Raw genomic sequence first — 24,611 nt, forward strand, 5'->3', positions numbered from 1 at the left:
GTGAGGGGCGGGTGCTCGCGGGGGCGTTGGCTGCCGGCTGGTTTGCTTGCCAAGAGCTTTCGTACGCCTGCGGCGCCCGAGTTACTTTCTCTTTGCGTGGCCAAAGAGAAAGTAACCAAAGAGAAAGGCCACCCCGGTTGGCGCTCTCCGGGCATCCTGCCCTACGAGTCCGTGAGTCGGTGCCGGGCTTTTCGAGCGGGCTCTTGCCCGCGCGAAAAGGCGAGCCCATCCGTGGGCTCGCCCGCTGCGCGGCCTTGTCGTCCCCGCCTCACCGCCGCCCAGGGGCCCCAGAAAAGCAGGCGCGCATCGTGCGCGCCAGAAGCCGCAGCGCAGCGCTGCGCGCTCTTGCTGTTGCTTCTACGCGCCGGGAGCGCGCTGCTCTACCCGGGGCCCCTATGGCGCGGCGGGCGGGTGGAGGAAAGTCCGCAGGATGGCCGGCATGGATGCCGGCCAGTTTTTCGCCGGGACAGGAGTCCCGTCGAAAAACCCCGGAACCCGCCCGCGCACCCGGAAGGCAGGATGCCTGGAGGGCGCGCCATCGGGGTGTCGTTTCCTCTTGGTTACTTCTCCTTTGGACAAGCAAAGGAGAAGTAACTCGGGCGCCGGCAGGCGCTCGAAACCGCTTTGAAACTTGCGTGGGCGAGACGCGGATGCCGCGCCCTGCGCAAAAAGAGATGCGCCCATGACCCCCGAATCCATCATGGAAATCGGCCAGCACGCGCTCTACGTGGCGATGCTGGTGGCGGCCCCACTGCTGCTCACCGCGCTGGCGGTGGGCCTGCTGATCGGCGTGGTGCAGGCGGCCACGCAGATCAACGAGATGACGCTGAGCTTCATCCCCAAGCTGATCGCGATGGCGCTGGTGGCGCTGATCGCGGGGCCGTGGATGCTGCGCCTCCTGGTGCACTACACCGCGCAGCTGATCGGGAGCCTGCCCGGGGTGATCCGGTGATGACGCTGGACCTGGCCTGGTTGTCGCTGTGGCTGGGCCGATTCCTGTGGGCGCTGGCGCGCGTGGGCGGCCTGTGCCTGGTGGCGCCGGTGTTCGGCGCCACGGTGATGCCGATGCGGGTGCGCCTGGGCGTGGCGCTGGTGCTCACCGCGGTGCTGGCGCCGCTGGCGCCGGCGGCGGTGGACGTGCTGGGCCTCGCCGGCATGCTCGACATGGCGGGCCAGGTGGTGGCCGGCGCGGCGGTGGGCTTCGTGCTGAAGCTGGTGTTCGACGCGGTGCAGTTCGGCGGCGGCCTGGTGGGGCAGGGCATGAGCCTGGGTTTCGCCGAGGTGGTCGATCCGCAGGCCGGCGGCAATGCCAACGTGCTGGGCCAGTTCTACCTGGTGCTGGTGACCCTGGTGTTCCTGGCGATGGATGGCCATCTGCGCCTGGTCGCGCTGCTCGCCGACAGCTTCCGCAGCCTGCCGCCGGGCGGACCCGCGATCGACGCCAACGGCCTGCACGCGGTGCTCGCGTTCGGCGTGCAGCTGTTCGGCGGCGCGGTGCGCGTGGCGTTGCCGGCGATGACCTCGCTGCTGGTGGTGAACATCGGCTTCGCCGCGATCAGCCGCGCGGCGCCGTCGATGAACCTGTTCGCGGTGGGCTTCCCGATCACCGTGTCGCTGGGCTTCATCGCGCTGTGGCTCTCCCTGCGCAGCCTGCCCGGCGCGTTCGGCGCCCTGCAGGACAGCGCCTGGGAGCTGATGCGCCACCTGCTGGGGAGCTAGCGCGTGAGCGACGACAGCGACCAGGAAAAAACCGAACAGCCGACAGAGAAACGGCTCAAGGAATCGCGCGAGAAGGGCGAGGTCCCGCGATCGCGCGACCTCAGCGGCGCGGCGGTGGTGCTGGCCGGCGTGGCGGCGCTGCTGGCCGGCGGACGCGCGTCGTTCGAGCATGCGCGGCGCATCTTCGGACTGGGGCTGGGCTATTCGCGCGAGGCGCTGTTTTCCGACGCGCTGCCCGCGCGCGCGCTGCACGCGGCCATGCACGAGGCGATGGCGCTGTTCGCGCCGGTGGCGCTGGCCACGCTGCTGGCCGCGCTGGCGGCGCCGCTGCTGCTGGGCGGGCTCAACTTCAGCGGCAAGGCGCTGGAGCCGAAGTTCGAGCGGCTGGACCCGATCAAGGGGCTGGGCCGCATCTTCGCGCTGCGCGGCCTGGTGGAGCTGGGCAAGGCGCTGCTGAAGCTCGTCTTCATCGGCGCGGTGCTGGCGCTGCTGCTGCGCCACTGGCAGGGCGCGCTGCAGGCCACCGGGCGCGGCCCGGTGACGGCGGGCATCGCGCAGGCGCTGGGCCTGCTGGGCCAGGCCGCGCTGTGGTTCGGCAGCATCCTGGCGCTGATCGGCGGCATCGACGCGCTGTACCAGAAGTACGACCACACCAGGAACCTGCGCATGAGCCGGCAGGAGATCAGGGACGAGATGAAGGAGAGCGAGGGCAGCCCGGAGATCAAGGGCCGCATCCGCCAGGTGCAGATGGCGCAGGCACGCCGCCGCATGATGGAGGAGCTGCCCAAGGCCGACGTGGTGGTGGTCAATCCCACCCACTTCGCGGTGGCACTGCGCTATGACGACGGCCGCATGGGCGCGCCGCGGGTGATCGCCAAGGGCGTGGACATGCTGGCCCAGCAGATCCGCCTGGTGGCGGCCAGCCACAGGATTCCGCTGGTCGAGGCGCCGCCGCTGGCACGCGCCTTGTATGCCACCACCGAGCTGGGCCGGGAGATCCCCGCCGCGCTGTACGTGGCGGTGGCCCAGGTACTGGTCTACGTCTTCCAGCTGAAGCAGGCGAAGGCGGGCGGCGAGGCGCCGCCTGCCGCGCCGAACCCCGAGGTCGATCCCGACCTGATGGGTCCCTATCGCGACTGAGCACGAGTCAAATCCATGACGGGCACGCAGGTACTGGGCAGTTTCAAGCAGCTGGCGCGACGGGGCGCCGGCGCGCCGGTGATGATGCTGGTGATGCTGGCGATGATGATGTTGCCGCTGCCGCCGTTCCTGCTCGACATGCTGTTCAGCTTCAACATCGCGCTGTCGCTGGTGATCCTGCTGGCGGTGGTCTACGTGATGCGGCCGCTGGAGTTTGCCGCGTTCCCCACCGTGGTGCTGATGGCGACCTTGCTGCGCCTGGCGCTGAACATCGCCTCCACCCGCGTGGTGCTGCTGCACGGCCACGACGGCCCCGGCGCCGCGGGCAAGGTGATCGAGGCGTTCGGCGAGTTCGTGATCGGCGGCAATTTCGCGGTGGGCCTGGTGGTGTTCGCGATCATCACCATCATCAACTTCGTGGTGGTCACCAAGGGCGCCACCCGCGTGTCCGAGGTGACCGCGCGCTTCACCCTCGACGCGATGCCCGGCAAGCAGATGGCGATCGATGCCGACCTCAACGCCGGCCTGCTGACCCAGGAGCAGGCACGCGAGCGCCGCCAGGAAGTACGCGAGGAGGCGGACTTCTACGGCTCGATGGACGGCGCCTCGAAGTTCGTGCGCGGCGACGCCACCGCGGGCATCCTGATCCTCATCATCAACATCGTGGGCGGCTTCTTCGTGGGCGTGATGCAGCACGGCCTGTCCGCCGCGGACGCCGCCCACACCTACACCCTGCTCACCATCGGCGACGGCCTGGTGGCGCAGGTGCCGGCGCTGATGCTGTCGGTGGCCACCGCGATCATCGTCACCCGCGTGTCGCGCGCGCAGGACATGGGCCGCCAGCTCGCCGGCCAGGTGTTCGGGCAGCCGCGTGCGCTGGCGGTGGCGGCGGTGGTGCTGGGCGTGATGGGCGTCATCCCCGGCATGCCGAACCTTGCCTTCCTGCTGCTGGGCGGCGTGTGCGGTGGCGCGGCCTGGCTGCTGTTCAAGCGCCAGCGCGAGACCCGCGAGCAGCTCGCCGCCGCGCCCGCCGAGACGCCAGCCGCCGCGCTGCCCGCCGAACGCGTGGAGCTGGGCTGGGACGACGTGGCCAGCGTCGATCCGCTGGGCCTGGAAGTGGGCTACCGGCTGATCCCGCTGGTCGACACCCACCAGGGCGGCGAGCTGATGGGGCGGATCAAGTCGGTGCGCCGCAAGCTTTCGCAGGAGCTCGGCTTCCTGATCCCCGCGGTGCACATCCGCGACAACCTCGACCTCGGCCCCAACACCTACCGCATCATGCTGATGGGCGTGCCGATGGGCGAGGCCGAGGTGCATGCCGAGCGCCTGCTCGCGATCAATCCCGGCCAGGTGCACGGCACGGTGCCGGGCATCGCCACGCAGGACCCGGCCTTCGGCCTGGAGGCGGTGTGGATCGAGCCGGGCCAGCGCGAACTGGCGCAGGGCTACGGCTACACCGTGGTCGATCCGGCCACGGTGATCGCCACCCACCTGTCGCACATCCTGCAGGGCCACGCGCACGAGCTGCTCAGCCACCAGGACGTGCAGCAGCTGCTGGATCGCCTGGCGCAGGGCGCGCCGAAGCTGGTCGAGGACCTGGTCCCCAAGCGCCTGACCCTGGGCGTGGTGGTGAAGGTGCTGCAGAACCTGTTGGCCGAGCGGGTACCGATCCGCAACATGCGCGGCATCGTCGAATCCTTGGCGGAGCACGCGGGGCAGAGTCAGGATCCCGGCGTTCTCACCTCCGCCGTGCGCGTGGCGCTGGGCCGGCAGATCGTGCAGGAGATCGCCGGGTTGGGCACCGAGATCCCGGTCATCACGCTGGCGCCGGAGCTGGAGCAGATCCTGCTCGGCTCGATGTCCGGCGGCGTGGCGGGCGCCGCGGTGGAGCCCGGCCTCGCCGACCGCCTGCAGCAGAGCGTGGCCGAAGCCGCGCGGCGCCAGGAAATGAGCGGCGAACCGGCGGTGCTGCTGGTACCGCCGCTGCTGCGGCCATGGCTCGCGCGCTTCACCCGGCACGTGGCACAAAACCTGCACGTGCTGGCCTACAACGAGGTGCCCGACAACCGTCGGGTGCGTCTGGTGCAGGCCTTGGGGCGATGAGGAGCAGGGACTTGGATATCGGGATGCGGGGTTCGGAAAGGCGGTCGGCGCGGCGGTCCTGCGGCGTCCCGGCGGTTGACGAATCGCCGGTCGCGGCTTCCGGATTCCGCTCGCGGAGCAAGCACGCATGAAGATCAAACGTTTCGTGGCGCCGGACATGCGCCAGGCGATGCGCGAAGTGCGCGAGGAGCAGGGGCCGGATGCGGTGATCCTGTCCACGCGCCGGATGGACGACGGCATCGAGGTGATCGCCGCGATCGACTACGACGAGGCGCTGGTACGCGAAGCGGCCCGGCACGGTGCGCCGGTCGCGCCGAAGGCCGTCGCGAACGAGGCGGAGGCAGCGCCGGCCGAGCGCGCGCCGGTTCCGGCGCGGTCGCCGGCCGCCCCGGCGAAGCCCGCGTCGTCGGTGCCGCCGCCGCCACCGCCGGCGAGCACCCCACGCCGCATGCATGCGGTCGCGTCGCCTGCCGTCGCCGCGGTTCCCGCTGCGGCCGCGGAGCCGGCGGCGTACCCGCTGATGGAGCGCGCCGCGCGCGACACCGCGCAGCTGCGCAGCGAGCTGGGCGACCTGCGCGCGATGCTGGAGCTGCAGCTGTCGAGCCTGGCGTGGAACGACCTGGAGCGGCGCCAGCCGCTGCGCGCGCGCATCCTGCGCGAGATGACCCGGCTCGGCATCGAAGCGGACGTGGCGCGCACGCTGGTGGCCGAGCTGCCGGAGCAGATCAACGCCGACCAGGCGCGCTACCTGCCGCTGGGCATGCTCAGCCGCAGCCTCGCGGTGAGCGGCCGCCAGCTGTGCGACGACGGCCGCGGCATCGTCGCGCTGGTCGGCCCCACGGGCGTGGGCAAGACCACGACCATCGCGAAACTCGCTGCGAAGGCGGTGATGCGCCACGGCGCCGAGCGGGTGGCGCTGGTCAGCACCGACCACTACCGCATCGGCGCCGCCGCACAGCTGGAGCACTACGGCCGCCTGCTCGGCGTGCAGGTGTATCCGGCCTACGACGCGCGCAGCCTGCGCAAGGTGCTGGAGATGCTGCAGGGCCGCCACACCGTGCTGATCGACACCGCCGGCATGGCCGGCAGCGACCCGCGGCTGGCGCAGCAGCTGGAGATCCTCGCCGATGCCGGCGAGCTGCGTTCGTGCCTGGTGCTGGCGGCGAATGCGCAGACCGCGTCGCTGGAAGAGGCGGTGCGCGCGTACCGCGAGCTGAAGCCGCACGCCTGCATCCTCACCAAGCTGGACGAGGCGCCGAAGCTGGGCGGCGCGCTGTCGGTGCTGATCCGCCACCGGCTGCCGCTGGACTACGTCACCGATGGCCAGCGCGTGCCCGAGGACATCGCCGCCGCCGACGCGCGCGTGCTGGTGTGCCGCGCCGCGCAGTCGCTCAAGGGCGATGCGCCAGACGACAGCGTGATGGCCGAGCGCTTCGGCCTCGCCGTGGCCCAGGCATGAACGGGGTGCTCGCGATGAACCAGGCTTCGGGTCTGAAGCAGATGCTGGCGGCGATGGTCAGCCGCCCCGCGCCGGCGGCCACGGACGGCCACCAGGCCGACGGCCTGCTCGCCGCGGTGTCGGTCGCGCGTCGCCACTGCCACACGATCGCGGTGGCCGGCGGCAAGGGCGGCGTGGGCAAGAGCACGCTGGCGGTGAACCTCGGCGTGGCGCTGGCCGCTGCCGGCCACGAGGTGATGCTGCTGGACGCCGACACCGGCCTGGCGAACGTCGACGTGATGCTCGGCCTCACCCCGCCGCGCCACATCGGCCACCTGCTCGACGGCGAGTGCACGCTGCAGGAGCTGCTGCTGCCCGCGCCGTGCGGCCTGCAAGTGGTGCCGGCCGGCTCCGGCGCACGCCGGCTGGCGCAGCTGGACAGCGGCGAACTGGCGGCGATCATCCGCGCCTTCGACGAGCTGGCACGGCCGCCCGAATACCTGCTGGTGGACACCGCCGCCGGCCTCGCCGACAACGTGACGATGTTCGCCGCCGCCGCCACCGAGGTGATCCTGGTGGTGTGCGACGAGCCGGCCTCGCTGACCGACGCCTACGGCCTGGCCAAGGTGCTCAGCCGCGACTTCGGCGTGCGCCGCCTGCGCATGGTCGCGAACATGGTGCGCAACGAGGGCGACGCGCGGCTGCTGCACCAGAAGCTGGCGCGGGTCAGCGACCGCTTCCTCGACGTGGCGATCGACTTCTGCGGCTGGGTGCCGCACGACGAACGCCTGCGCCAGGCGATCCGGCGCCAGGCCGCGGTGGTCGAGCTGTGGCCGTCGAGCCCGTCGGCGCGGGCATTCAAGAAACTGGCCGGTGCGGTCGATAAGTGGATCGAGCCCGGGCGCGCGGGTCTCGACCGCATCTCCTTCTTCGGTGGCCGGACGGCTCCGGCCGGGGGTATGCCGGGATGAACGCGGCTTCGGAATATCTGCAACTCTCCCGCGAGAGTGCCGACGAACTGGTACGTCGGCACGCGCCGCTGGTCCGCCGGATCGCCTATCACCTGATGGGGCGGCTGCCGGCCAGCGTCGACGTGGGCGACCTGATCCAGGCGGGAATGATCGGTTTGCTGGAGGCGGCACGCCACTTTGCCCACGACAAGGGCGCCAGCTTCGAGACGTTTGCGGGCATCCGCATCCGTGGCGCGATGCTGGACGAGCTGCGCCGCGCCGACTGGACGCCGCGCTCGGTGCACCGCAAGACCCGCGAAGTGGCCGAGACGATCCGCCAGATCGAGGCCGAGACCGGCGCCGAGGCGGACGACGCCGAGGTGATGCGCCGGCTCGGCATCAGCGCGGAGGAGTACCACCAGGTGCTCTCCGACGCGGTCTCCTCGCGCCTGCTCAGCCTCACCGCGTCGGACGACGGCGAGGAGGCCGGCGTGCTCGACGTGGCCGACGAGAACAGCCTCGCCCCCGACGAGGGCATCGAGCACCACGGCATGCGCGAAGCGCTGGTCGAGGCGATCGGCGAGCTGCCCGAGCGCGAGCAACTGGTGATGTCGCTGTACTACGAGGAGGAGTTGAACCTCAAGGAAATCGGTGCCGTGCTTGGCGTGAGCGAGTCGCGGGTGTGCCAGATCCACGGCCAGGCCGTGATCCGGCTGCGCGCGCAGCTGGCCGGCTGGCGCGACTGAAACCTCGCCATCCCACCATCCCCGGGGCCGTCCGCCGGCCCGACGCACGCGGAGCAGACGTTTGGACAAGAACATGAAAATCCTGGTGGTGGACGACTTCTCCACCATGCGGCGCATCGTCAGGAACCTGCTGGTCGAGCTGGGCTTCAGCAACCCGCTGATCCAGGAAGCCGACGACGGCGAGAACGCCCTGACCATGCTGCGCGCCCAGCCGTTCGACCTGGTGGTGACCGACTGGAACATGCCGAACATGACCGGCATCGACCTGCTGCGCGCGATCCGCGCCGAGGCCGCGCTGAAGGGCCTGCCGGTGCTGATGGTGACGGCCGAGAACAACCGCGACCAGATCATCGCCGCCGCCCAGGCCGGCGTGAACGGCTACATCGTCAAGCCGTTCACCGCGGTCACCCTGAAGGAAAAACTCACCAAGATCTTCGAACGGATCGCCGCCGCCGGAGCCAGCGCATGAATGCCGTACTTCCCCTCGCCGTCGACGAGAGCCTGCCGCCCGAACTGCGCGAGCTGCTGAACAGCCCGGAAGGCCCCGCCTTCGAGCAGGCGCTGGACGCGATGGTGCGCCAGCGCGAGCAGCACCTGTTCCGCGCGCTGGGCCAGCTGGCCCGCGAACTGCACGACGCCGTGCGGCGCCTCGGCGGCGAGCTGGCGCAGGAAGGCGTGCCCGGCATCGTGGCCGACGCGCGCCAGCACCTGCAGGACGTGCTGGAGATGAGCGCGAACGCCGCCAACCGCAGCATCGACTTCGCCGAACGCCTGCGTCCGCAGGCCGATTCGCTGGCGCGCCACGCCGACGCGCTCCTGCAGCGGTCCGACGGCGACGAGCCAGCCGCCGCTTTGGCGCGCGAGGCCGCCGGCTTCGCCGGCAGCTGCCGTTCCGGCCTCGCCGACATGGTGGTGGCGCAGTCCTGGCAGGACCTCACCGGACAGCGCATCAAGAAAGTCGCCAGCTTCATCGGCACGGTCGAATCCTCGCTGCTGGAACTGGTGCGCCTCACCGGCGCGCTGGCCGGCGTCGAGGCGCCGGCGGACGTGGCCAAGGTGACCAGCCAGGAGGACGCCGACCGGCTGCTCAGCGAATTCGGTTTCTGAGTGCAGGGGCACATGAACCCGGATTTCGACAACGAGCTGCGCCAGGACTTCCTGGTCGAGGCGGGCGAGCTCGTCGAGCGCCTGGGCGAGCAACTGGTCGGGCTGGAGGCGGCACCCGGCGACGGCGAGCTGCTGAACGCGGTGTTCCGCGCCTTCCACACGGTCAAGGGCGGCGCCGGCTTCCTCGCGCTGGAGCCGATGGTGCAGCTGTGCCATCACGCCGAGGACCTGCTTAACCTGGCCCGCAATGGCGCCGTGCTGCTCGATGCCGGCTACATGGATGCGCTGCTGCAGACGCTGGACCTGCTCGGCGAGATGATGGCCGCGCTCGGCGCCGGCGCGCCGCTGGCCACGCCGCCGCCGGCACTGCTGCAGGCGTTGCTGCCGCGCGGCGGCGCCACGCCGGCGCCGGCGCCGGCACCGGTGCCCGCGCCGTCGCCCGAGCCGGCGGGCGACACGATCGACGACAGCGAGTTCGAGGCGCTGCTGGACAGCCTGTACGGCACGGCGGCCCCGGGCACGGTCGAGCCCGCTCCGTTGCCGCCGGCGCCGGCCGCGGCGGCGACGATCGACGACGACGAATTCGAGGCGCTGCTGGACAGCCTGCACGGCAAGGGCGGCCAGCCCGGCCTGCATGACGCGGGCGGCCAGCCCGGCGTTGCCGCTGCACCGGTGGCGGCGCCCGCACCGGCCCCGGCACCAGCCCCGCCCCCGTCCGCCGCGGCCGCACCGGCCGCGCGCCACGCGGCGCCCGCTGCCGAGACCACCGTGCGCGTGGACACCGCGCGGCTGGATCTGCTGGTCAACCACGCCGGCGAACTGGTGCTGGCGCGCAACCGCCTGCTCAGCCTCGCTGCGCGCCACGGCGGCGAGGCGCTGGCGGCCGCGGCCGGCGAACTGGACCGCATCACCGACGAGCTGCAGGGCGCGGTGATGGGCATGCGCATGCAGCCGGTGGGGCGCCTGTTCCAGCGCTTCCCGCGCATCGTGCGCGATCTCGCCCGCCAGCTCGGCAAGGAGGTGGAGCTGGTGCTGGAAGGCGAGGGCACCGATCTCGACCGCAGCCTGGTCGAGGCGCTGGCCGATCCGCTGATCCACCTGCTGCGCAACGCGCTCGACCACGGCGTGGAAGCGCCGGACCTGCGCGAGCAGTGCGGCAAGCCGCGCAAGGGCCGCGTCGTGCTGTCGGCCAGCCAGCGCGGCGAGCGCATCGTGATCGCGGTGAGCGACGACGGCCGCGGCATGGACCCGGAGATCCTGCGCCGCAAGGCGGTGGAGAAGGGCGTGATCGACGCGGCGCAGGCCGCGCGGCTCAACGAGGCCGAATGCTACGAGCTGATCTTCCGCCCCGGTTTCAGCACCGCCGCCACGGTGTCGGACGTCTCCGGCCGCGGCGTCGGCATGGACGTGGTGAAGACCCGCATCACCGAGCTGGGCGGCACGCTGGCGGTGCATTCGCGCCCCGGCCACGGCAGCGAGCTGGAACTGGCGGTGCCGCTCACCCTGGCGGTGCTGCGCGTGCTGATGGTGCGCACGGGCAACCGCCTGCTCGCGCTGCCGCTGGGCAACGTGGAGGAGGTGTTCGAACTGGCCGCCGGCCAGGACTGCCTGCTCGACGGTCGCCTGGTGGCGCGCCACCGCGGCCGCGCGCTGCCGCTGGTCGACCTGGTCGCGTGGGCCGGCGTGGCGGCCGAGCCGGTGCGCCACGTGGCGGTGCTGCACATCGGCCACCAGCGGCTGGGCTGCCTGGTGCACCAGGTGCTCGGCCGCGAGGATGTGATCGTCAAGCCGCTCGGCCACCTGTTCGACGGCGTGCCGGGCGTGGCCGGGGCCACCGTCACCGGCGACGGCCGGCTGGCGCTGGTGATGGAGCTGGCCGGCCTCGCCGACGGTGCCGCGCAATCCTCCCTTCCCCTCGCACAGGCCGGCTGAACTTCATGGATCTGATCAGCATCATCGGTACCGTGCTGGCCTTCGTGGTCATCATCGTCGGCACGATCCTGAAGGGCTCCAGCATCGAGGCGCTGTGGAACGCCGGCGCCTTCGTGATCGTGCTTTTCGGCACGCTGGCCGCGCTGCTGGTGCAGAACCACGGCAAGGTGCTCAAGCACGCGCTGAAGATGGTGCCGATGATCTACCGTCCGCCGCGCCACCGGCCGGACGACCTGATCAGCCGCATCGTGGGCTGGAGCGAGATCTCCCGCCGGCAGGGCCTGCTGGGGCTGGAGCCGCAGATCGAGGCGGAGCCCGATCCGTTCATCAGCAAGGGCCTGCAGCTGCTGGTCGACGGCGGCGAGCCGGAGGCGATCCGCGGCGTGCTGGAGGTGGACCTGGAAACGCGCGAGGCGACCGACCTCGCCGGCGCCAAGGTGTACGAGATGGCCGGCATCTACTCGCCCACGCTGGGCATCATCGGCGCGGTGATGGGCCTGATGGCGGTGATGCAGAACCTGGCCGATCCCAGCAAGCTCGGCCACGGCATCGCCGCGGCGTTCGTGTCCACCATCTACGGCGTGGCGCTGGCCAACCTGTTCATGCTGCCGATGTCCGCGCGGCTGAAGAGCCTGGTCAGCAAGCAGACGCGGATGCGCGAAATCCTGATCGAGGGCCTGGTGTCGATCGCCCAGGGCGACAACCCGCGCCAGATCGAGGCGCGCCTGCAGGGCTACGTGGCATGAGGCGGCACCGGCACGACGACCACCTGAACCACGAGGCGTGGGCGATCCCGTATGCCGACCTGATCACGCTGCTGCTGGCCTTCTTCGTGGTGATGTACGCCGTCTCGGCGGTCAACGAGGGCAAGTACCGGGTGCTGTCCGAGGCGATGATCGAGGCGTTCAACGGTTCCAGCCACGCGATCGCGCCGCTGCCGCCCACCCGCGTGCGCCCGCACAACGTCAATCCGTCGATCGCCACGCCGTCCGGGCAGGCCGGCTCCTCGGCGGTGCCGATCGCCGTGCCGATTCCGCCGCATCCGGTGGCGATGCAGGGCGGCAACGGGCGCAACATCGCGCACGAGGCCGCCATGCGGGCGCGGCTCGATCGCATCGAGGCCGAGGTACGCAGGGCGCTGCAGGCGCTGATCGACCGCAAGCAGGTGGCCGTGCGCAACAACGGGCGCTGGCTGGAGATCGAGATCCGCACCGACATCCTGTTCCCCAGCGGCGTGGCGCAGCTATCGACGCCGGCGCAGTCGGTGCTGCACAACCTGGCCGTGGTGCTGGGCGGCTTCAGCAATCCGCTGCGGATCGAGGGCTTCACCGACGACGTGCCGATCAACACCGCGCTGTATCCCTCGAACTGGGAGCTGTCGGCCGCACGCGCGGGCAGCGTGGCGCGCCTGTTCGTCAACAGCGGCATCGCGCCGGAGCGGCTCGGCATCATCGGCTGGGGCGAAATGCATCCGGTGGCCGACAACGACACCGCCGAAGGCCGCAACGCGAATCGCCGCGTACTGGTGGTGGTGATGGGCGAGGGTTCGGCGCCCACGCGCGAGCAAAGCGACATCGGCGAGCTCGGCAAGCAGCCGGGTGTCGCCGACGCGCCGACGCCGGGCACGCTGCCCACCGTGCAGGTGGTCGAGCCGTTGCGGAACACCGCGCCGGCACCGGCGGCCGCGGCAGCGGGACATGAGCCCGCCGGAGGAGCCGCCGGCGTGCTCGGCGTGCCGGCGGCGGGTGGCGGCATGCAGGCCGGCGGCGCATCCGCCGCCGCGGGCCAGGCCAGGGCGATGCCATGAACCGGCGCGTCCATGCGGGAGAACACACATGAACGTCCAGGTCGCCGGCGACGCGCCGGAGGATCGCCACTGGCTGTCGTTCCGGATCGGCACGCAGCTGTATGCCGCGCGGCTGACCGAGGTCAGCGAAGTGATCCGCGACGGGGAACTGACCCCGGTGCCCGGCGCCGCCGCCGACCTGCTCGGCGTGCGGCATCTGCGCGGGCGCATCGTGCCGGTGATGGACGGGCGCCGGCGACTCGGTCTGCCTGCGCTGCCCGCCGCCGATCCGCTCGCGGTGCGCATCGTGATGCTGGCGCATGCCGGCCAGCCGCTCGGCCTCAAGGTCGACGCGGTCGGCGAGCTGCTGTGCAGCGACGGGCTGGAGATCGCGCCGCCGCCGCCGGGGCGGGCCAGCCGCGACGACGATCCGGTCAGTGGCGTGCTGCCCTGGCGGGATGGCTTCGTGGCCCTGCTCGACGCGCGCCGGCTGTACCGGCTGGATGGAGGTGATGGCGATGTGGCTTGAACTGGGCGTACTGGTGTTGCTGCTGCTGGCCACGGGCCAGACCGTCCTGCTGCTGCGGCTGTGGCGGCAATCGACCCGGCTGCGGCAACGCGTGGATGCGCTGTGGCAGAACGCGGCCGGTGCCAGCACCGACGTGCCGACCTCGATGGTGGTCACGGCGCTGGGCCGGCTGGAACGGCAACTCGGCCAGGTCGAGCGGCCCGCGCCGCCCGGGCGTTCGTGGGAACTGGCCAAGCAACTGGCACGCGAGGGTGCCGACGCTGAACAGCTCGTGGCGTGCTGCGGGCTGTCGCGCGACGAGGCGACGCTGATCCTCGCGATGCGCGCACCGGCGGCGTAGGAACCGGTTCGAAGTCTCCGGTTGCCTGGCGCTGCCTCCGATATGCGGCCGTGTCCGCGATCCACATCCTCCCCTCTCCCACCTGTGGGAGAGAGGGCTGTTGCTCTCGCGCTGTCGTCGGCGATAAAGCGGTTTCGTGCGCCTGCCGGCGCCCGAGTTACTTCTCCTTTGCTTGTCCAACGGAGAAGTAACCAAGAGGAAACGACACCCCGATGCGGCGCTCTCCGGGCCTCCTGCCCTCCGAGTCCGTGAGGCGTGGCCGGGCTTTTCGAGCGGACTCCTGTCCGCGCGAAAAGGCGTTGCCCTCCATGGCAACGCCCGCTGCGCGGCCTGGTCGTCCCCGCCTCACCACCGCACAGGGGCCCCGAAGAGCGGCGCGCTCCTGCGCGCAGAAGCAAGAGCAGAGGCAACGAAGCCTGGAAGCAAGAGAGCGGCTCCCAGGAGCAAGCGACGGTCTGAATGCTTTGCTTTGGTCGTTGCGGCGTAACGCTTGAGTTAAGCGGCGCGCGGTACGCGCGTCCGCTTGGACGAGTGGTTAGGCAAAGGCTTGCCTAGTTGATGATGATTGTATGCATTTCGGCAACCATCTTGCCGCGCCGAAATAGCCCGTAGAAGACATCACCAGCAGCATAGCCCTGCGGCCCCGTTGTAAGACAAATGACCTGACGGAGTTGATCGCCGGGCTTGGCCTCGCGCTTGATTGTTGCCCACTCGGGCCGCTTCTCAGTGTATGGATCGCCTTGCCGCTTAGCAGCGAGAAGCACTTGCTCCTGGGTCAACGGCACAGACACCTTGCAACGAGGCACACCGAAGCGCTTCGCAATAGGTGAGAGGTCCAGGTTTGGCGACCTGTCCACCTTTGGAATGCTGGCGTCGTGGGCACAGGATGCGCAGAGTACGGCCAGCAAGAACGACAATGAAGCGATGGCAAGATTCTTCATGGCGCCTAACGCTGGAGCTAAGCGGCGCGCGTTATCGCGTCCGCTTGGACGAGTGGTTAGCTGCCTCCAAGCTTCGCCAGTAAATGACGGAAAGCTCGTACAGCCCTGTTGTGATTTGCAATTGTGTAGTCGGTTGATGACCACTCAATGTTATCTAGCTGAAACAGATGCATGTTGTTGCGAAGCCCCCAGAGCCAATCGATGTCTAGCTTGAGCTCTTCGTCGATCTCGCCAGCCTCGAGGAGGTACTGGGTCCGCTTACAAAAATTGCCACCGCACTTACCGTGCAAGTAGTTTTTTGTGATGCTCTCAACAATCGTTCCAAGCAGGAACATTTGAAGCTTGATCACCATCTCCTTTGCCATGCCGGAAAGGTCTGTGCGGTTCAAGATCCAGTGTTGGACGTCCGCGAGTTGGAGGGTGTATGCGATGTTGCTTCGGAGCGTCCGGTTGGATAGGAAGCCTACACGCTGCCTCGCCTCCGATGCTGTCCTCAGATATCCCCGCGGAAAGCGAAGCTTGGCGGGCTTGGAAAAATCTCGCCCAACATAGTCCTGGATCTGTTGGACTAAGGCGCTGGCTTCGTCGATCGCCTTGCTAAGCTCTTCGTCGGAAGAAATGGTCATTAGTAAGCTAACGCTTGAGTTGAGCGGCGGCGGAGCCGTCCGCCTCGAACGAGTGGTTAGGCGCACCAGATGCGCGCCGCAACTGAAGCGGGTAGTTTGGAACCTTGCCGCAGGAAACGATATAGCTGATGCCCGACTCTACGACGATCTCTTGATGTCTCTCGAAGTCTGCGATACCGGGGCAGAAATACGTGATTTGCCAGTGACCGGCTTTCAAAGACAGCCGCTCAGGTTCTTGGCCTGCAATAGATGACCAGACGATCTTGCCCGAAGGCGTCCGAACTTGGATAAGAGCAACATCCGGTCCGAGCTTGCAATGCGAGCACCAGTTTGTAGTGTGAGAAACAATCAGGGTCGCGACGCCGGAACCCGCAGGGCACGACTCGGCTGTGCCCATGACACAACAGCCAAGAAGAAACGCAAAGACAATGGCTGTGAAAAAACGTGGCATATGAGCCTAACGCTTAGTAGACCCCAGATCGGGACATATGCACGCCATGCTCCACGCTCGCTGAGGCAGCGTCAAGCGGGGAAATTCCGCAAACCATCAAGGACTTGTCCTGTTGCCGCGGCTCGCCACGCAGGCGGATGCTGGCATGCATATCTCGCGAAATGAGGTGTGTATGTCTTATCGCCCCGAAAACGCCGATACACATGCCGATGCAGGCAAGCCGCCGCGGCTGTTGGAAGAGGTGCGCGGGTGCTTTGGGTTAGGCACTACAGCCTGGTTCCAGAGCGGTTCCAGGTCCACTTGCTGGCGAGACAACTCGCGCGCGAAGGCGCGGATGCCGAGCATCTGGTCACGCGCTGCGGGTTCTAGTGCAAGGGGCGGCGCTGATCTTCGCGATGTGCGCGCCGCTCGCGCGAATCAGCCTTGTTCGTCCGCCGCGTCGTAGACCGCGGCGAGCACGGACGCGGCCGCGGCGTAGAGCAGCACCGGCACGTCGTCGCGCAGGCGCAGGCCGGCCAGCAGGGCGGCGATCTGCGGGTCGGCATGCAGCGGCAGGCCCAGCGCCTGCGCGCGTGCGCGCAGGCTTTCCAGCGATTCGGGCGGCAGCGCCCTGGCTTCGCTGGCACCCGGGCCGGACAGGCGCAGGCTGACGCGGCGCGTGGGGGAAGTCGGCGGATTCACGCGGTGGCCTGCAGCAGCACGGCGCTGTAGCGGTTCGGCGGCTCGGGCAGGCCGAGCTGGCAGCTCAGCTGGTCGAGCAGCAGGCCGCAGGCGGCCAGCCGCTGGCGCAGCGCGGTGAACTGGCGTTCCAGCCGGTGCACGGTGTCGGCCTGCGCCGCCCACAGGCGTACCGACAGGCGCGGTTCGCGCAGCTGCAGTTCGCCGTGCACCGCGCCCAGCGCGGGCAGATCGAGCGCGAAGCCCAGGTTCCAGCCGCGGCTGCCGTCGCCGGTATCGACGGTGTATTCCAGCTGCAGCTGCAGCACGTCGCGGCCGTCGTCACCCTGCAGCGGGATCTCGATCATCCATGCCGGCAGCGGGCCGGTGGCGGACTCCAGCTGCGCCACCTCGATCCGCGCCAGCGCGGCGCGCACGTCGCCCTGCAGGCGATCGAGCAGCGGCACCACCTCGTCGCCGGGAATCGGCAGCGGCAGCGGCGCGCGCGCCTGCGCCTGCAGGCCGCGCTGCAGCAGCGGCGGTGGGGTGTCGCCGCCGTTCTGCACCGGCGACGCCGGCGCACGACGGTCGAGCAGGGCGGCGAGGCGCAGCAGCGCGCCCTTCCAGTCGTCCGGCGGCAGTGCCGCAGCGCCGTGTGGTCGGGCCAGCAGGGATTCGAGGAACAGGCCGCTGCGCTCGATCGCCGTGCGCAGGCCCTCGCCGCGGGTGATCTCGGCCGGGTTGTGCATCGCCTGTTCGAGCTGGGCCAGCGCGGCGCGCAGCTCCGGCGGCAGCTGGCGCAGCACCGGCCGCTGGGCCAGCGCGCCCAGCGTGGCCAGCAGCGGCGCGTAGCCGTTCTGCTGCGGCAGGCGTTCGCGCAGCGCGCGCTGCAGCACCGGGTCCGCGGTCTGCGCGAGCATCTCCAGCTGCGGCTGCGCGCCCAGGCTCAGCACGCGCACCTGGAATTGCGCGGGCAGTTGTCCGCCTGCGACGTCAGTCTCCACGGTCAGGTTGCCGATCTGCAGCACCTGCAGCCCCTGCGCGCTCACGCCCAGCGGACGGGCCGACAGCACGCTGCCGATGCGCCAGCTCTGCGCCGCGCTGCCGGAGGCGGCGCCGGCCCAGGTGAGGGCGGCAAGGCTGGTCGGCTGGATGATCAACTCGGCTCCTGCGCGTGGATGGCGTGCGTCGCGATGCGGTTCGTCGCGGAGGGCATCGGCCGTCCGCGCGGAAACTTGAGGCGGCGTTCCGCGGGTGCGCGATGCAGCTAAAGCTAAAGCGGGCGCGGCCGATAAGCCCAGCAACGGCGCCAGCAGGCGCGAGCGGAGCAAAGGGCATGGCCGGCAAGCAGGCGGCAAGGCGGAATGGCGGGCGGCAGGCGGATGCGCCGGCGACGGTGGTGCTGCCGCCGGACTGCCGCATGGCCGCCCAGGCGGCGCTGCAGGCCGAGCTGGCGGCGGCGCTGCCGGGCGGCGCCGTCGTGCTCGACGGCCGCGGGGTGGAGCGCGTGGATACCGCCGCTCTGCAATTGCTGGTGCTGCTGCGCCGCGAGCTGGACGGCCGCGGCGGCACACTGGCCTGGCAGGGCGCAAGCGAGGCATTGAACGACGCGGCCGGCCTGCTGGGGCTGGCGACGATTCTGGAACTGCCGGCCGCCGGGCCGGCCTGAACGAGGTGGCAGCATGGCAAAGATCCTTGCAGTAGACGATTCGGCTTCGATGCGCGGCATGGTGGCGTTCACCCTGCGCGGCGCGGGACACGAGGTGACCGAGGCCGAGAACGGCCAGCTGGCGCTGGACGCGGCCGGCAGCAGCGCGTTCGATCTGGTGCTGGCCGACGTCAACATGCCGGTGATGGACGGCATCGCGATGGTGCGCGCGCTGCGCGCCAGGCCCGAATACCAGGGCGTGCCGATCCTGATGCTCACCACCGAGTCGCACACCGAGAAGAAGATGGAAGGCAAGGCCGCCGGCGCCACCGGCTGGCTGGTCAAGCCGTTCGACCCCGACCAGCTGCTGGCGACCGTCAAGCGCGTGCTGGGCTGAGGAAAAGCGCATGGCCACGGTCGACCTGACCCAGTTCCACAAGACCTTCTTCGAGGAAAGCCTGGAAGGCCTCGACGCAATGGAAGCGGCGCTGCTGGCGCTGGATTCGGGTTCGACCGACCACGAGCTGGTGCATACGATCTTCCGCGCGGCGCATTCCATCAAGGGCGGTGCGGCGACGTTCGGCTTCGCCGACGTGGCCGCGTTCACCCACGTGGCCGAATCGCTGCTGGAGGAAGTGCGCAGCGGGCGCCGTGCGGTGGACGCCGGACTGATCGACCTGCTGCTGCGCTCGGTCGACTGCCTGCGCGCCATGCTCGACCGCACCAGCCAGGGCCGGCCCGCGGCCGATGCCGGCAGCGAGGCGCTGCGCGCCGAGCTGGCGCGGCTGGTCGAGGGCGAGGCGGCGAAGGCGCCCGCCGCGACGCCGGCGAAGGCCGCGGCCGTCGCCGGCTGGGGCATCCGCTTCGTGGCGCTGCCGCACCTGCTGCAGACGGGCAACGAACCGTTGCGCCTGTTCCGCGAACTGCAGCAGCTCGGCCGCCTGGAAGTGGTGCGCGCCTTCGTGGCCGACGGCGCGCCTGCGGATTTCGCCGCGCTCGACCCCGGCCAGTGCTACCTGGGCTGGGAGCTGCGCCTGCACGGCGAGGTGGCGCGTGCAGCGCTCGACGCCGTGTTCGAGTGGCTGGATGGCGACTGCGAGCTGGCCGTCGCGCCGCTGGCCGCGGCCGACGCCGAACCCGTGGTGGCGCCGCCGGCCCCGCCCGCGGCGGCTGCCGCCGCGGAAGCGCCGGCGTCGGCGCGCGAGTCCGCTGCCGCGGGCGGCGCCGGCCATGCCGACGGCGGTTCGATCCGCGTGGGCATCGACAAGGTCGACGCGCTGATCGACATGATGGGCGAGCTGGTGATCACCCAGTCCATGCTCAGCAACATCGGCGCGAACTTCGATCTCTCGCAACTGGAGCGCCTGCGCGAGGGGCTGGCCCAGCTCGAGCGCAACACGCGCGAGCTGCAGGACAGCGTGATGCGCATCCGCATGCTGCCGATCGGCAGCGTGTTCAACCGCTTCCCGCGCCTGGTGCGCGACCTCGAACGCAAGCTCGGCAAGCAGGTGAAGCTGGAGCTGCACGGCGAGCACACCGAGCTGGACAAGACCGTGCTGGAGAAGATCGGCGATCCGATGGTGCACCTGGTGCGCAACGCGATCGACCACGGCCTGGAGATGCCCGAGCAGCGCCGCGCCGCGGGCAAGCCGGACACCGGCACGCTCACCCTGGACGCCCACCATGAGGGCGGCAACATCATCGTGCGGATCAGCGACGACGGTGCCGGGCTCAACCACGAACGCATCCGCGCCAAGGCGGTCGAGCGCGGGCTGGTGTCGTCCGGCCAGCAGCTGAGCGACGACGAGATCGCCGAACTGATCTTCCAGCCCGGCTTCTCCACCGCCGCGCAGGCCACCGACCTCTCCGGCCGCGGCGTCGGCATGGACGTGGTCCGCCGCAACGTGCGCGACCTCGGCGGCAGCGTGGGCGTGAAGAGCGTGGCCGGCAAGGGCAGCGTGTTCACCATCGCGCTGCCGCTGACGCTGGCGATCATCGACGGCCTGGTCACCGCGGTGGGCAGCGAGCGCTACATCGTGCCGCTGATCTCCATCGTCGAGTCGTTGCGGCTGGCGCCGGATGCGGTGCGCCGCATCGCCGGCGGTGGCGAGGTGTTCCAGTTCCGCGGCGAATACCTGCCGATCATCCACCTGCACCGCGCCTTCAACTGCGCCGGCGCGGTCACCGAGATCGGCCGCGGCATCGTGGTGGTGGTCGAGGACGAGGGTCAGCGCGTGGGCCTGCTGGTGGACGAACTGGTGGGCCAGCAGCAGGCGGTGATCAAGTCGCTGGAGAAGCATTACGAGCGGGTGCAGGGCGTGTCCGGCGCCACCATCGTCAGCGATGGTTCGGTGGCGCTGATCGTCGACGTGGGTGGCGTGGTGAGGCTGGGGCGGCGCAGCAAGGCTGCCTGAGTCCCGCCGCAAGTCGTGGTTGTCAGATCGAGGTTTGCGAAATGTTGCCGGTGAAGTGGTCGTTCCAGCGCCTGAGCCTCAACGCGAAGGTCGTGCTGGTGGTCGTGGTGGTGATGGCCGGGTTGGCCGGTCTCGCCGTGATGAACGCGCTGCACAGCCGCGCCAGCCAGATGGACGGGCTCGAACGCCTGCTGCGCAGCGAGGTCGAGTCGGCGGTTTCGCTGGCGCAGGCCTACGATGCGCGCGCCGCCAGGGGCGAGTTCAGCCGGGCCGACGCGCGCAAGCTGGCGCTGGCGCAGATCCGCGACATGCAGTGGGACCAGGGCGCCGGCTACGTCTTCGCGTTCGGCGACGACTACACCCTGCTCGAGCATCCGGTGATGACCGACAAGATCGGCACCAGCGTGCGCGACATGACCGACCAGAACGGCAAGCCCATCTTCCAGGCGATGCGCGACGTCGACGCGAAGGATGGTCATGGCGTGACCTACTACGACTGGCTCAAGCCCAACACGAAGAAGATCGTCGGCAAGGTCACCTACACCGCGTTGTACAAGCCCTGGGGCGTGCACTTCGGCGCGGGCGCCTATTTCGACGACATCGACGCCCGTTTCCGCCACGACCTGCTGTTCGACCTGCTGTGGGCCGGCCTGCTGCTCGTGGCGGTGACCGGCGTGGTGCTGCTGTCGATGCGCAGCATCCGGCGCAGCATCGGCGGCGAGCCGGCGTTCGCCGTGGAAATGGTCGGCCGGATGGCCGACGGCAACCTGTCGATGGCGGGCGCCGAGCACGCGCATCCGGTGCCGGGCAGCATGATGCACGCGATGCAGCGGCTGCACGTGAAGCTGATCGAGGTGGTGGGCCAGGTGCAGCAGGGCTCGCAGGTGGTGAGCAGCGCGGCGCAGCAGATCGCGCGCGGCAACGACGACCTCAGCCAGCGCACGCAGGAGCAGGCGTCGAGCCTGGAGGAGACCGCCTCGTCGATGGAGGAGATGACCTCCACCGTGAAGCAGAACGCGGAGAACGCCAGCCAGGCGAGCCGGCTGGCCAGCGGCGCCTGCGAGCAGGCCGAGCGCGGCGGCCAGGTGGCGGCGCAGGCGGTGGCGGCGATGGGCGAGATCACCACCTCGAGCCGCCGCATCGCCGACATCGTCGGCATGATCGACGAGATCGCGTTCCAGACCAACCTGCTGTCGCTGAACGCGGCGGTGGAGGCGGCGCGCGCCGGCGAGCAGGGCCGCGGCTTCGCCGTGGTGGCCGGCGAGGTGCGCAGCCTGTCCCAGCGCAGCGCGGCGGCGGCGAAGGAGATCAAGGCGCTGATCGGCGAAAGCGTCGGACGGGTGCAGGCCGGCAGCCTGCTGGTGGAGCAGACCGGCGCGGCGCTGGCGGAGATCGTGGACAGCGTGCGCAAGGTCACCGGCATCGTGGCCGAGATCGCCGCGGCCAGCCAGGAGCAGTCGGCGGGCATCGACCAGGTGAGCCGCGCGGTGATGCAGATGGACGAGGTCACCCAGCAGAACGCGGCGCTGGTGGAGGAGGCCGCGGCGGCCGCGCAGGCGATGCAGGAACAGGCGGTGGAGCTGCGCCGGCAGACGGCATTCTTCCAGCTGGATCAGTGCACGGTCGAAGCGGCGCCGGCGCAGCCGGTCGCGACGCCGCCGCCGGCGCCACGCCGGCCGGCGGCACGGGCCGGGCGTCCGGTCGCCGCCGTGGCGGCGGGCGGCTGGAGCGAGTTCTGATCGCCTGCCGCGCGGCCGCGGCGCGCTCAAGTCCATGCGTGCAGGGCCGATACAACATCGAGGCCGGGCGCCCCGCGGCGCCCATCACCAGGTAGACGATCCATGCACGAAAACCACGCGGACACGGCGCCCACCGTGCAGCAGCTCACCTTCAGCCTGGCCGGCGAGGAATACGGCGTCGACATCCTCTCGGTGCGCGAGATCCGCGGCTGGTCGCGCGTGACGCGCATCCCGCAGGCACCCGCGCACATGCTCGGCGTGCTGAACCTGCGCGGTGCGATCGTGCCGGTGCTGGACCTGCGCCTGCGCTTCGGACTGGAGCGCGAGGGCTACGGCGACGGCACGGTGATGATCGTGGTGGCCGTGGCCGAGCGCCTGTTCGGCATCGTGGTGGATGCGGTGTCCGACGTGGTCGACATCGACCCGGCGGCGATCAAGCCTGTGCCGGACATGGGCGCGATCGTCGACACCCGCTACCTGAAAGGCCTCGCCACCCATGTGGAACGCATGGTGATGCTGCTGGACGTCGAGAAGCTCATGCGTCCGGAGGACGTTGAAACGCTGGATGCCGCGCTGCCGGACGTCCGCGAAGTCGAAATTGCCGCCTGACCCGGAAACCACGATGAACATCAAGAAATTCACCGCGCGCTTCGCCAAGCTCCCGACCCTGTCCGTCAAGGCCCGCCTGACCGGTACCTTCGCGCTGCTCGCCGTCATGCTGGTGGCGGGGGCGGCGGTCGGCCTCGGCGTGATGTCCTGGCAGAACGACGGCATGCGCAAGAGCTACGAGGACGGCATGCTGCCGGTGCAGATGCTGGGCCAGCTGCGTTCGAGGTCGCTGATGGACTTCGTCGTGCTGGGCGAGGCGGCGAACGTGATCGGCAAGCCGGACCAGGTCAAGCAGAAGGTCGCCGAGGCCGAGAAGATCGAGAAGCAGATCGCCCAGGACGACCAGCGGCTGTCGGCGTTGCCGAAGAGCGCGGCGGTCATGGACAAGTACAAGGCCTACCAGTCGACCGCGTCCGACTACCAGAGCGGCCTCAAGGACGTCTACAGCGGGCTGGCGCAGAACGACGACGGCACCCGCGACGTGCTGGAGATGGAGGTTCGTCCCGCGCTGATGATGCGCATCGACGCGCTCGACAAGCTGGTCGACGCGAAGGCCGACGAGGTGAAGCAGGCCTACCAGGCCCAGCTGCACCGCTACGGCGTGGTGCGGGCGCTGGTGCTCGTCACGCTGTCCGCCGGCCTGATCTTCGCGCTGCTGGTGGCGGCCCTGCTGGTGCGCTCGATCAGCAACACGCTGGCGCGCCTGGTGACGGTGGCGCGTGCCATCGCCGAGGGGCGGCTGGGCCACGACATCAAGGTGACGCGCCTCGACGAGCTGGGCCGGCTGCTCGAGGCCTTCCGCGTGATGGACGAGCGCCTCGGCGCGATCGTGGGCGAGGTGCGCCAGGGTTCCGATGCGGTGTCGAGCGCGGCGCAGCAGATCGCGCGCGGCAACGACGACCTCAGCCAGCGCACGCAGGAGCAGGCGTCGAGCCTGGAGGAGACCGCCTCGTCGATGGAGGAGATGACCTCCACCGTGAAGCAGAATGCGGAGAACGCCAGCCATGCCAACCAGCTGGCGCGCGGCGCCCGCGAGCAGGCCGAGCACGGCGGCGAGGTGGCCGGCAAGGCGATCAGCGCGATGGCCGAGATCGACGCCTCCAGCCGCAAGATCGGCGAGATCGTGGGCCTGATCCAGGACATCGCGTTCCAGACCAACCTGCTGGCGCTGAACGCCGCGGTGGAGGCGGCGCGCGCCGGCGAGCAGGGCCGCGGCTTCGCCGTGGTGGCCAGCGAGGTGCGCAACCTGGCGCAGCGCAGCGCCGGCGCGGCGAAGGAGATCAAGGGCCTGATCGCCGAGAGCGAGGAGAAGGTGCGCAGCGGCTCTGAACTGGTGAACCAGTCCGGCAAGGCGCTGGCCGAGATCGTCGAGAGCGTGAAGAAGGTCACCGACATCGTCGCCGAGATCGCCGCGGCCAGCCAGGAGCAGTCGGCCGGCATCGACCAGGTCAACAACGCCGTGATGCAGATGGACGAGATGACGCAGCAGAACGCGGCGCTGGTCGAGGAAGCCTCGGCCGCGGCGCGCGCGATGCAGGAGCAGGCCGCCGAACTGTCGGGCCAGGTGGGCTTCTTCCGCCTCGCCGGCGACGGCGAGGCCGCGGCGGACGTGCCGCCGGCGCGCGCGAAGGAAGTGGCCAAGGCCACCGAGGCGGTATTCGCCGCCGTGCGCAAGACGCCGCCGCGCGCCGTCGCCGCCGAGGCGGCGGACGCCGGCGCCTGGAAGGAGTTCTGAG

At 70.2% G+C, this 24,611-nt stretch carries 25 protein-coding genes; 20 read left to right on the forward strand and 5 right to left on the reverse strand.

Annotated features, from left to right (window positions below):
* Positions 1–682: 682 nt before the first annotated feature.
* From fliQ to ACQGNW_RS08960, 14 genes are all read left to right on the forward strand, one after another.
* A complete protein-coding gene (gene fliQ / locus ACQGNW_RS08895; RefSeq protein ID WP_426662785.1) occupies positions 683–952 on the forward strand; it encodes a flagellar biosynthesis protein FliQ in 270 nt (89 codons plus the stop codon).
* Entirely contained in the window at positions 952–1,719 is a 768-nt protein-coding gene (gene fliR / locus ACQGNW_RS08900) for a flagellar biosynthetic protein FliR (protein WP_426662786.1), read from the forward strand. Before fliQ ends, fliR begins: the two co-directional genes overlap by 1 nt.
* Before the next feature lie 3 nt (positions 1,720–1,722).
* On the forward strand, positions 1,723–2,859 hold the full coding sequence (gene flhB / locus ACQGNW_RS08905) for a flagellar biosynthesis protein FlhB (protein WP_426662787.1): 1,137 nt from the start codon (positions 1,723–1,725) through the stop codon (positions 2,857–2,859).
* 15 nt (positions 2,860–2,874) lie between these two features.
* A complete protein-coding gene (flhA, locus tag ACQGNW_RS08910) occupies positions 2,875–4,962 on the forward strand; it encodes a flagellar biosynthesis protein FlhA (RefSeq protein ID WP_426662788.1) in 2,088 nt (695 codons plus the stop codon).
* Between the two features lie 127 nt (positions 4,963–5,089).
* Positions 5,090–6,421 carry a flagellar biosynthesis GTPase FlhF gene (gene flhF / locus ACQGNW_RS08915; RefSeq protein WP_426662789.1) on the forward strand — a complete coding sequence of 444 codons (1,332 nt, stop codon included), beginning with the start codon at positions 5,090–5,092 and terminating at the stop codon, positions 6,419–6,421.
* A 14-nt stretch (positions 6,422–6,435) separates the two neighbouring features.
* The gene (locus tag ACQGNW_RS08920) at positions 6,436–7,371 is read left to right on the forward strand and encodes a MinD/ParA family ATP-binding protein (RefSeq protein ID WP_426663641.1); all 936 of its coding nucleotides are present in this window, start codon (positions 6,436–6,438) and stop codon (positions 7,369–7,371) included.
* Positions 7,368–8,096, forward strand: coding sequence for an RNA polymerase sigma factor FliA (locus ACQGNW_RS08925; RefSeq protein ID WP_426662790.1), 729 nt, complete (start codon positions 7,368–7,370; stop codon positions 8,094–8,096). Before ACQGNW_RS08920 ends, ACQGNW_RS08925 begins: the two co-directional genes overlap by 4 nt.
* A 61-nt stretch (positions 8,097–8,157) precedes the next feature.
* Positions 8,158–8,565, forward strand: coding sequence for a chemotaxis response regulator CheY (gene cheY, locus ACQGNW_RS08930; RefSeq protein ID WP_426662791.1), 408 nt, complete (start codon positions 8,158–8,160; stop codon positions 8,563–8,565).
* Positions 8,562–9,203 carry a protein phosphatase CheZ gene (locus tag ACQGNW_RS08935; protein ID WP_426662792.1) on the forward strand — a complete coding sequence of 214 codons (642 nt, stop codon included), beginning with the start codon at positions 8,562–8,564 and terminating at the stop codon, positions 9,201–9,203. Before cheY ends, ACQGNW_RS08935 begins: the two co-directional genes overlap by 4 nt.
* A 12-nt stretch (positions 9,204–9,215) precedes the next feature.
* Positions 9,216–11,135: a chemotaxis protein CheA gene (locus tag ACQGNW_RS08940; protein WP_426662793.1), complete on the forward strand. Its 1,920-nt coding sequence runs from the start codon at positions 9,216–9,218 to the stop codon at positions 11,133–11,135.
* A gap of 5 nt (positions 11,136–11,140) precedes the next feature.
* Positions 11,141–11,881: a flagellar motor protein gene (locus ACQGNW_RS08945; RefSeq protein WP_426662794.1), complete on the forward strand. Its 741-nt coding sequence runs from the start codon at positions 11,141–11,143 to the stop codon at positions 11,879–11,881.
* Positions 11,878–12,942, forward strand: a complete 1,065-nt coding sequence (gene motD, locus ACQGNW_RS08950) for a flagellar motor protein MotD (RefSeq protein ID WP_426662795.1) — start codon at positions 11,878–11,880, stop codon at positions 12,940–12,942. Before ACQGNW_RS08945 ends, motD begins: the two co-directional genes overlap by 4 nt.
* 28 nt (positions 12,943–12,970) lie before the next feature.
* The gene (locus ACQGNW_RS08955; RefSeq protein ID WP_426662796.1) at positions 12,971–13,450 is read left to right on the forward strand and encodes a chemotaxis protein CheW; all 480 of its coding nucleotides are present in this window, start codon (positions 12,971–12,973) and stop codon (positions 13,448–13,450) included.
* On the forward strand, positions 13,434–13,790 hold the full coding sequence (locus tag ACQGNW_RS08960; RefSeq protein ID WP_426662797.1) for a DUF2802 domain-containing protein: 357 nt from the start codon (positions 13,434–13,436) through the stop codon (positions 13,788–13,790). The genes ACQGNW_RS08955 and ACQGNW_RS08960 overlap by 17 nt, the downstream gene beginning before the upstream one ends.
* A gap of 551 nt (positions 13,791–14,341) precedes the next feature.
* On the opposite strand, the gene ACQGNW_RS08965 is transcribed toward ACQGNW_RS08960, so the two are convergent.
* The 5 genes from ACQGNW_RS08965 to fliK all read right to left on the reverse strand — a co-directional run bounded on the left by ACQGNW_RS08965 (position 14,342) and on the right by fliK (position 17,625).
* Positions 14,342–14,731, reverse strand: coding sequence for a hypothetical protein (locus ACQGNW_RS08965; protein WP_426662798.1), 390 nt, complete (start codon positions 14,729–14,731; stop codon positions 14,342–14,344).
* Positions 14,732–14,787: 56 nt separating this feature from the next.
* Entirely contained in the window at positions 14,788–15,357 is a 570-nt protein-coding gene (locus ACQGNW_RS08970) for a hypothetical protein (RefSeq protein WP_426662799.1), read from the reverse strand.
* A 7-nt stretch (positions 15,358–15,364) separates the two neighbouring features.
* Positions 15,365–15,808 (reverse strand): hypothetical protein, encoded by a 444-nt coding sequence (locus tag ACQGNW_RS08975; protein WP_426662800.1) that lies wholly within the window; start codon positions 15,806–15,808, stop codon positions 15,365–15,367.
* 417 nt (positions 15,809–16,225) lie between these two features.
* Positions 16,226–16,489 (reverse strand): flagellar biosynthesis protein, encoded by a 264-nt coding sequence (locus ACQGNW_RS08980; protein WP_426662801.1) that lies wholly within the window; start codon positions 16,487–16,489, stop codon positions 16,226–16,228.
* Positions 16,486–17,625 (reverse strand): flagellar hook-length control protein FliK, encoded by a 1,140-nt coding sequence (gene fliK, locus ACQGNW_RS08985; RefSeq protein ID WP_426662802.1) that lies wholly within the window; start codon positions 17,623–17,625, stop codon positions 16,486–16,488. The genes ACQGNW_RS08980 and fliK overlap by 4 nt, the downstream gene beginning before the upstream one ends.
* Before the next feature lie 176 nt (positions 17,626–17,801).
* Here fliK and ACQGNW_RS08990 point away from each other — a divergent pair, with 176 nt between their 5' ends.
* From ACQGNW_RS08990 to ACQGNW_RS09015, 6 genes are all read left to right on the forward strand, one after another.
* Entirely contained in the window at positions 17,802–18,134 is a 333-nt protein-coding gene (locus tag ACQGNW_RS08990) for an STAS domain-containing protein (protein ID WP_426662803.1), read from the forward strand.
* A 13-nt stretch (positions 18,135–18,147) separates the two neighbouring features.
* Positions 18,148–18,510, forward strand: coding sequence for a response regulator (locus ACQGNW_RS08995; protein WP_426662804.1), 363 nt, complete (start codon positions 18,148–18,150; stop codon positions 18,508–18,510).
* A 10-nt stretch (positions 18,511–18,520) separates the two neighbouring features.
* Positions 18,521–20,527 carry a chemotaxis protein CheA gene (locus ACQGNW_RS09000; RefSeq protein ID WP_426662805.1) on the forward strand — a complete coding sequence of 669 codons (2,007 nt, stop codon included), beginning with the start codon at positions 18,521–18,523 and terminating at the stop codon, positions 20,525–20,527.
* A 41-nt stretch (positions 20,528–20,568) separates the two neighbouring features.
* The gene (locus tag ACQGNW_RS09005) at positions 20,569–22,266 is read left to right on the forward strand and encodes a methyl-accepting chemotaxis protein (RefSeq protein WP_426662806.1); all 1,698 of its coding nucleotides are present in this window, start codon (positions 20,569–20,571) and stop codon (positions 22,264–22,266) included.
* 102 nt (positions 22,267–22,368) lie between these two features.
* The gene (locus ACQGNW_RS09010) at positions 22,369–22,875 is read left to right on the forward strand and encodes a chemotaxis protein CheW (RefSeq protein ID WP_426662807.1); all 507 of its coding nucleotides are present in this window, start codon (positions 22,369–22,371) and stop codon (positions 22,873–22,875) included.
* A gap of 13 nt (positions 22,876–22,888) precedes the next feature.
* The gene (locus ACQGNW_RS09015) at positions 22,889–24,610 is read left to right on the forward strand and encodes a methyl-accepting chemotaxis protein (RefSeq protein ID WP_426662808.1); all 1,722 of its coding nucleotides are present in this window, start codon (positions 22,889–22,891) and stop codon (positions 24,608–24,610) included.
* Position 24,611: the final 1 nt, after the last annotated feature.

The organism is Rhodanobacter aciditrophus (assembly GCF_050026795.1).
GTDB lineage: Bacteria > Pseudomonadota > Gammaproteobacteria > Xanthomonadales > Rhodanobacteraceae > Rhodanobacter_A.

Coding starts and splice junctions, on each gene's coding strand:
- fliQ (WP_426662785.1), top strand. CDS start 683: ATGACCCCCGAATCCATCATGGAAATCGGCCAGCACGCGCTCTACGTG.
- fliR (WP_426662786.1), top strand. CDS start 952: ATGACGCTGGACCTGGCCTGGTTGTCGCTGTGGCTGGGCCGATTCCTG.
- flhA (WP_426662788.1), top strand. CDS start 2,875: ATGACGGGCACGCAGGTACTGGGCAGTTTCAAGCAGCTGGCGCGACGG.
- flhF (WP_426662789.1), top strand. CDS start 5,090: ATGAAGATCAAACGTTTCGTGGCGCCGGACATGCGCCAGGCGATGCGC.
- ACQGNW_RS08920 (WP_426663641.1), top strand. CDS start 6,436: ATGAACCAGGCTTCGGGTCTGAAGCAGATGCTGGCGGCGATGGTCAGC.
- ACQGNW_RS08925 (WP_426662790.1), top strand. CDS start 7,368: ATGAACGCGGCTTCGGAATATCTGCAACTCTCCCGCGAGAGTGCCGAC.
- ACQGNW_RS08935 (WP_426662792.1), top strand. CDS start 8,562: ATGAATGCCGTACTTCCCCTCGCCGTCGACGAGAGCCTGCCGCCCGAA.
- ACQGNW_RS08940 (WP_426662793.1), top strand. CDS start 9,216: ATGAACCCGGATTTCGACAACGAGCTGCGCCAGGACTTCCTGGTCGAG.
- ACQGNW_RS08945 (WP_426662794.1), top strand. CDS start 11,141: ATGGATCTGATCAGCATCATCGGTACCGTGCTGGCCTTCGTGGTCATC.
- motD (WP_426662795.1), top strand. CDS start 11,878: ATGAGGCGGCACCGGCACGACGACCACCTGAACCACGAGGCGTGGGCG.
- ACQGNW_RS08955 (WP_426662796.1), top strand. CDS start 12,971: ATGAACGTCCAGGTCGCCGGCGACGCGCCGGAGGATCGCCACTGGCTG.
- ACQGNW_RS08960 (WP_426662797.1), top strand. CDS start 13,434: ATGGCGATGTGGCTTGAACTGGGCGTACTGGTGTTGCTGCTGCTGGCC.
- ACQGNW_RS08965 (WP_426662798.1), bottom strand. CDS start 14,731: ATGAAGAATCTTGCCATCGCTTCATTGTCGTTCTTGCTGGCCGTACTC.
- ACQGNW_RS08970 (WP_426662799.1), bottom strand. CDS start 15,357: ATGACCATTTCTTCCGACGAAGAGCTTAGCAAGGCGATCGACGAAGCC.
- ACQGNW_RS08975 (WP_426662800.1), bottom strand. CDS start 15,808: ATGCCACGTTTTTTCACAGCCATTGTCTTTGCGTTTCTTCTTGGCTGT.
- ACQGNW_RS08990 (WP_426662803.1), top strand. CDS start 17,802: ATGGCCGGCAAGCAGGCGGCAAGGCGGAATGGCGGGCGGCAGGCGGAT.
- ACQGNW_RS08995 (WP_426662804.1), top strand. CDS start 18,148: ATGGCAAAGATCCTTGCAGTAGACGATTCGGCTTCGATGCGCGGCATG.
- ACQGNW_RS09000 (WP_426662805.1), top strand. CDS start 18,521: ATGGCCACGGTCGACCTGACCCAGTTCCACAAGACCTTCTTCGAGGAA.
- ACQGNW_RS09005 (WP_426662806.1), top strand. CDS start 20,569: ATGTTGCCGGTGAAGTGGTCGTTCCAGCGCCTGAGCCTCAACGCGAAG.
- ACQGNW_RS09010 (WP_426662807.1), top strand. CDS start 22,369: ATGCACGAAAACCACGCGGACACGGCGCCCACCGTGCAGCAGCTCACC.
- ACQGNW_RS09015 (WP_426662808.1), top strand. CDS start 22,889: ATGAACATCAAGAAATTCACCGCGCGCTTCGCCAAGCTCCCGACCCTG.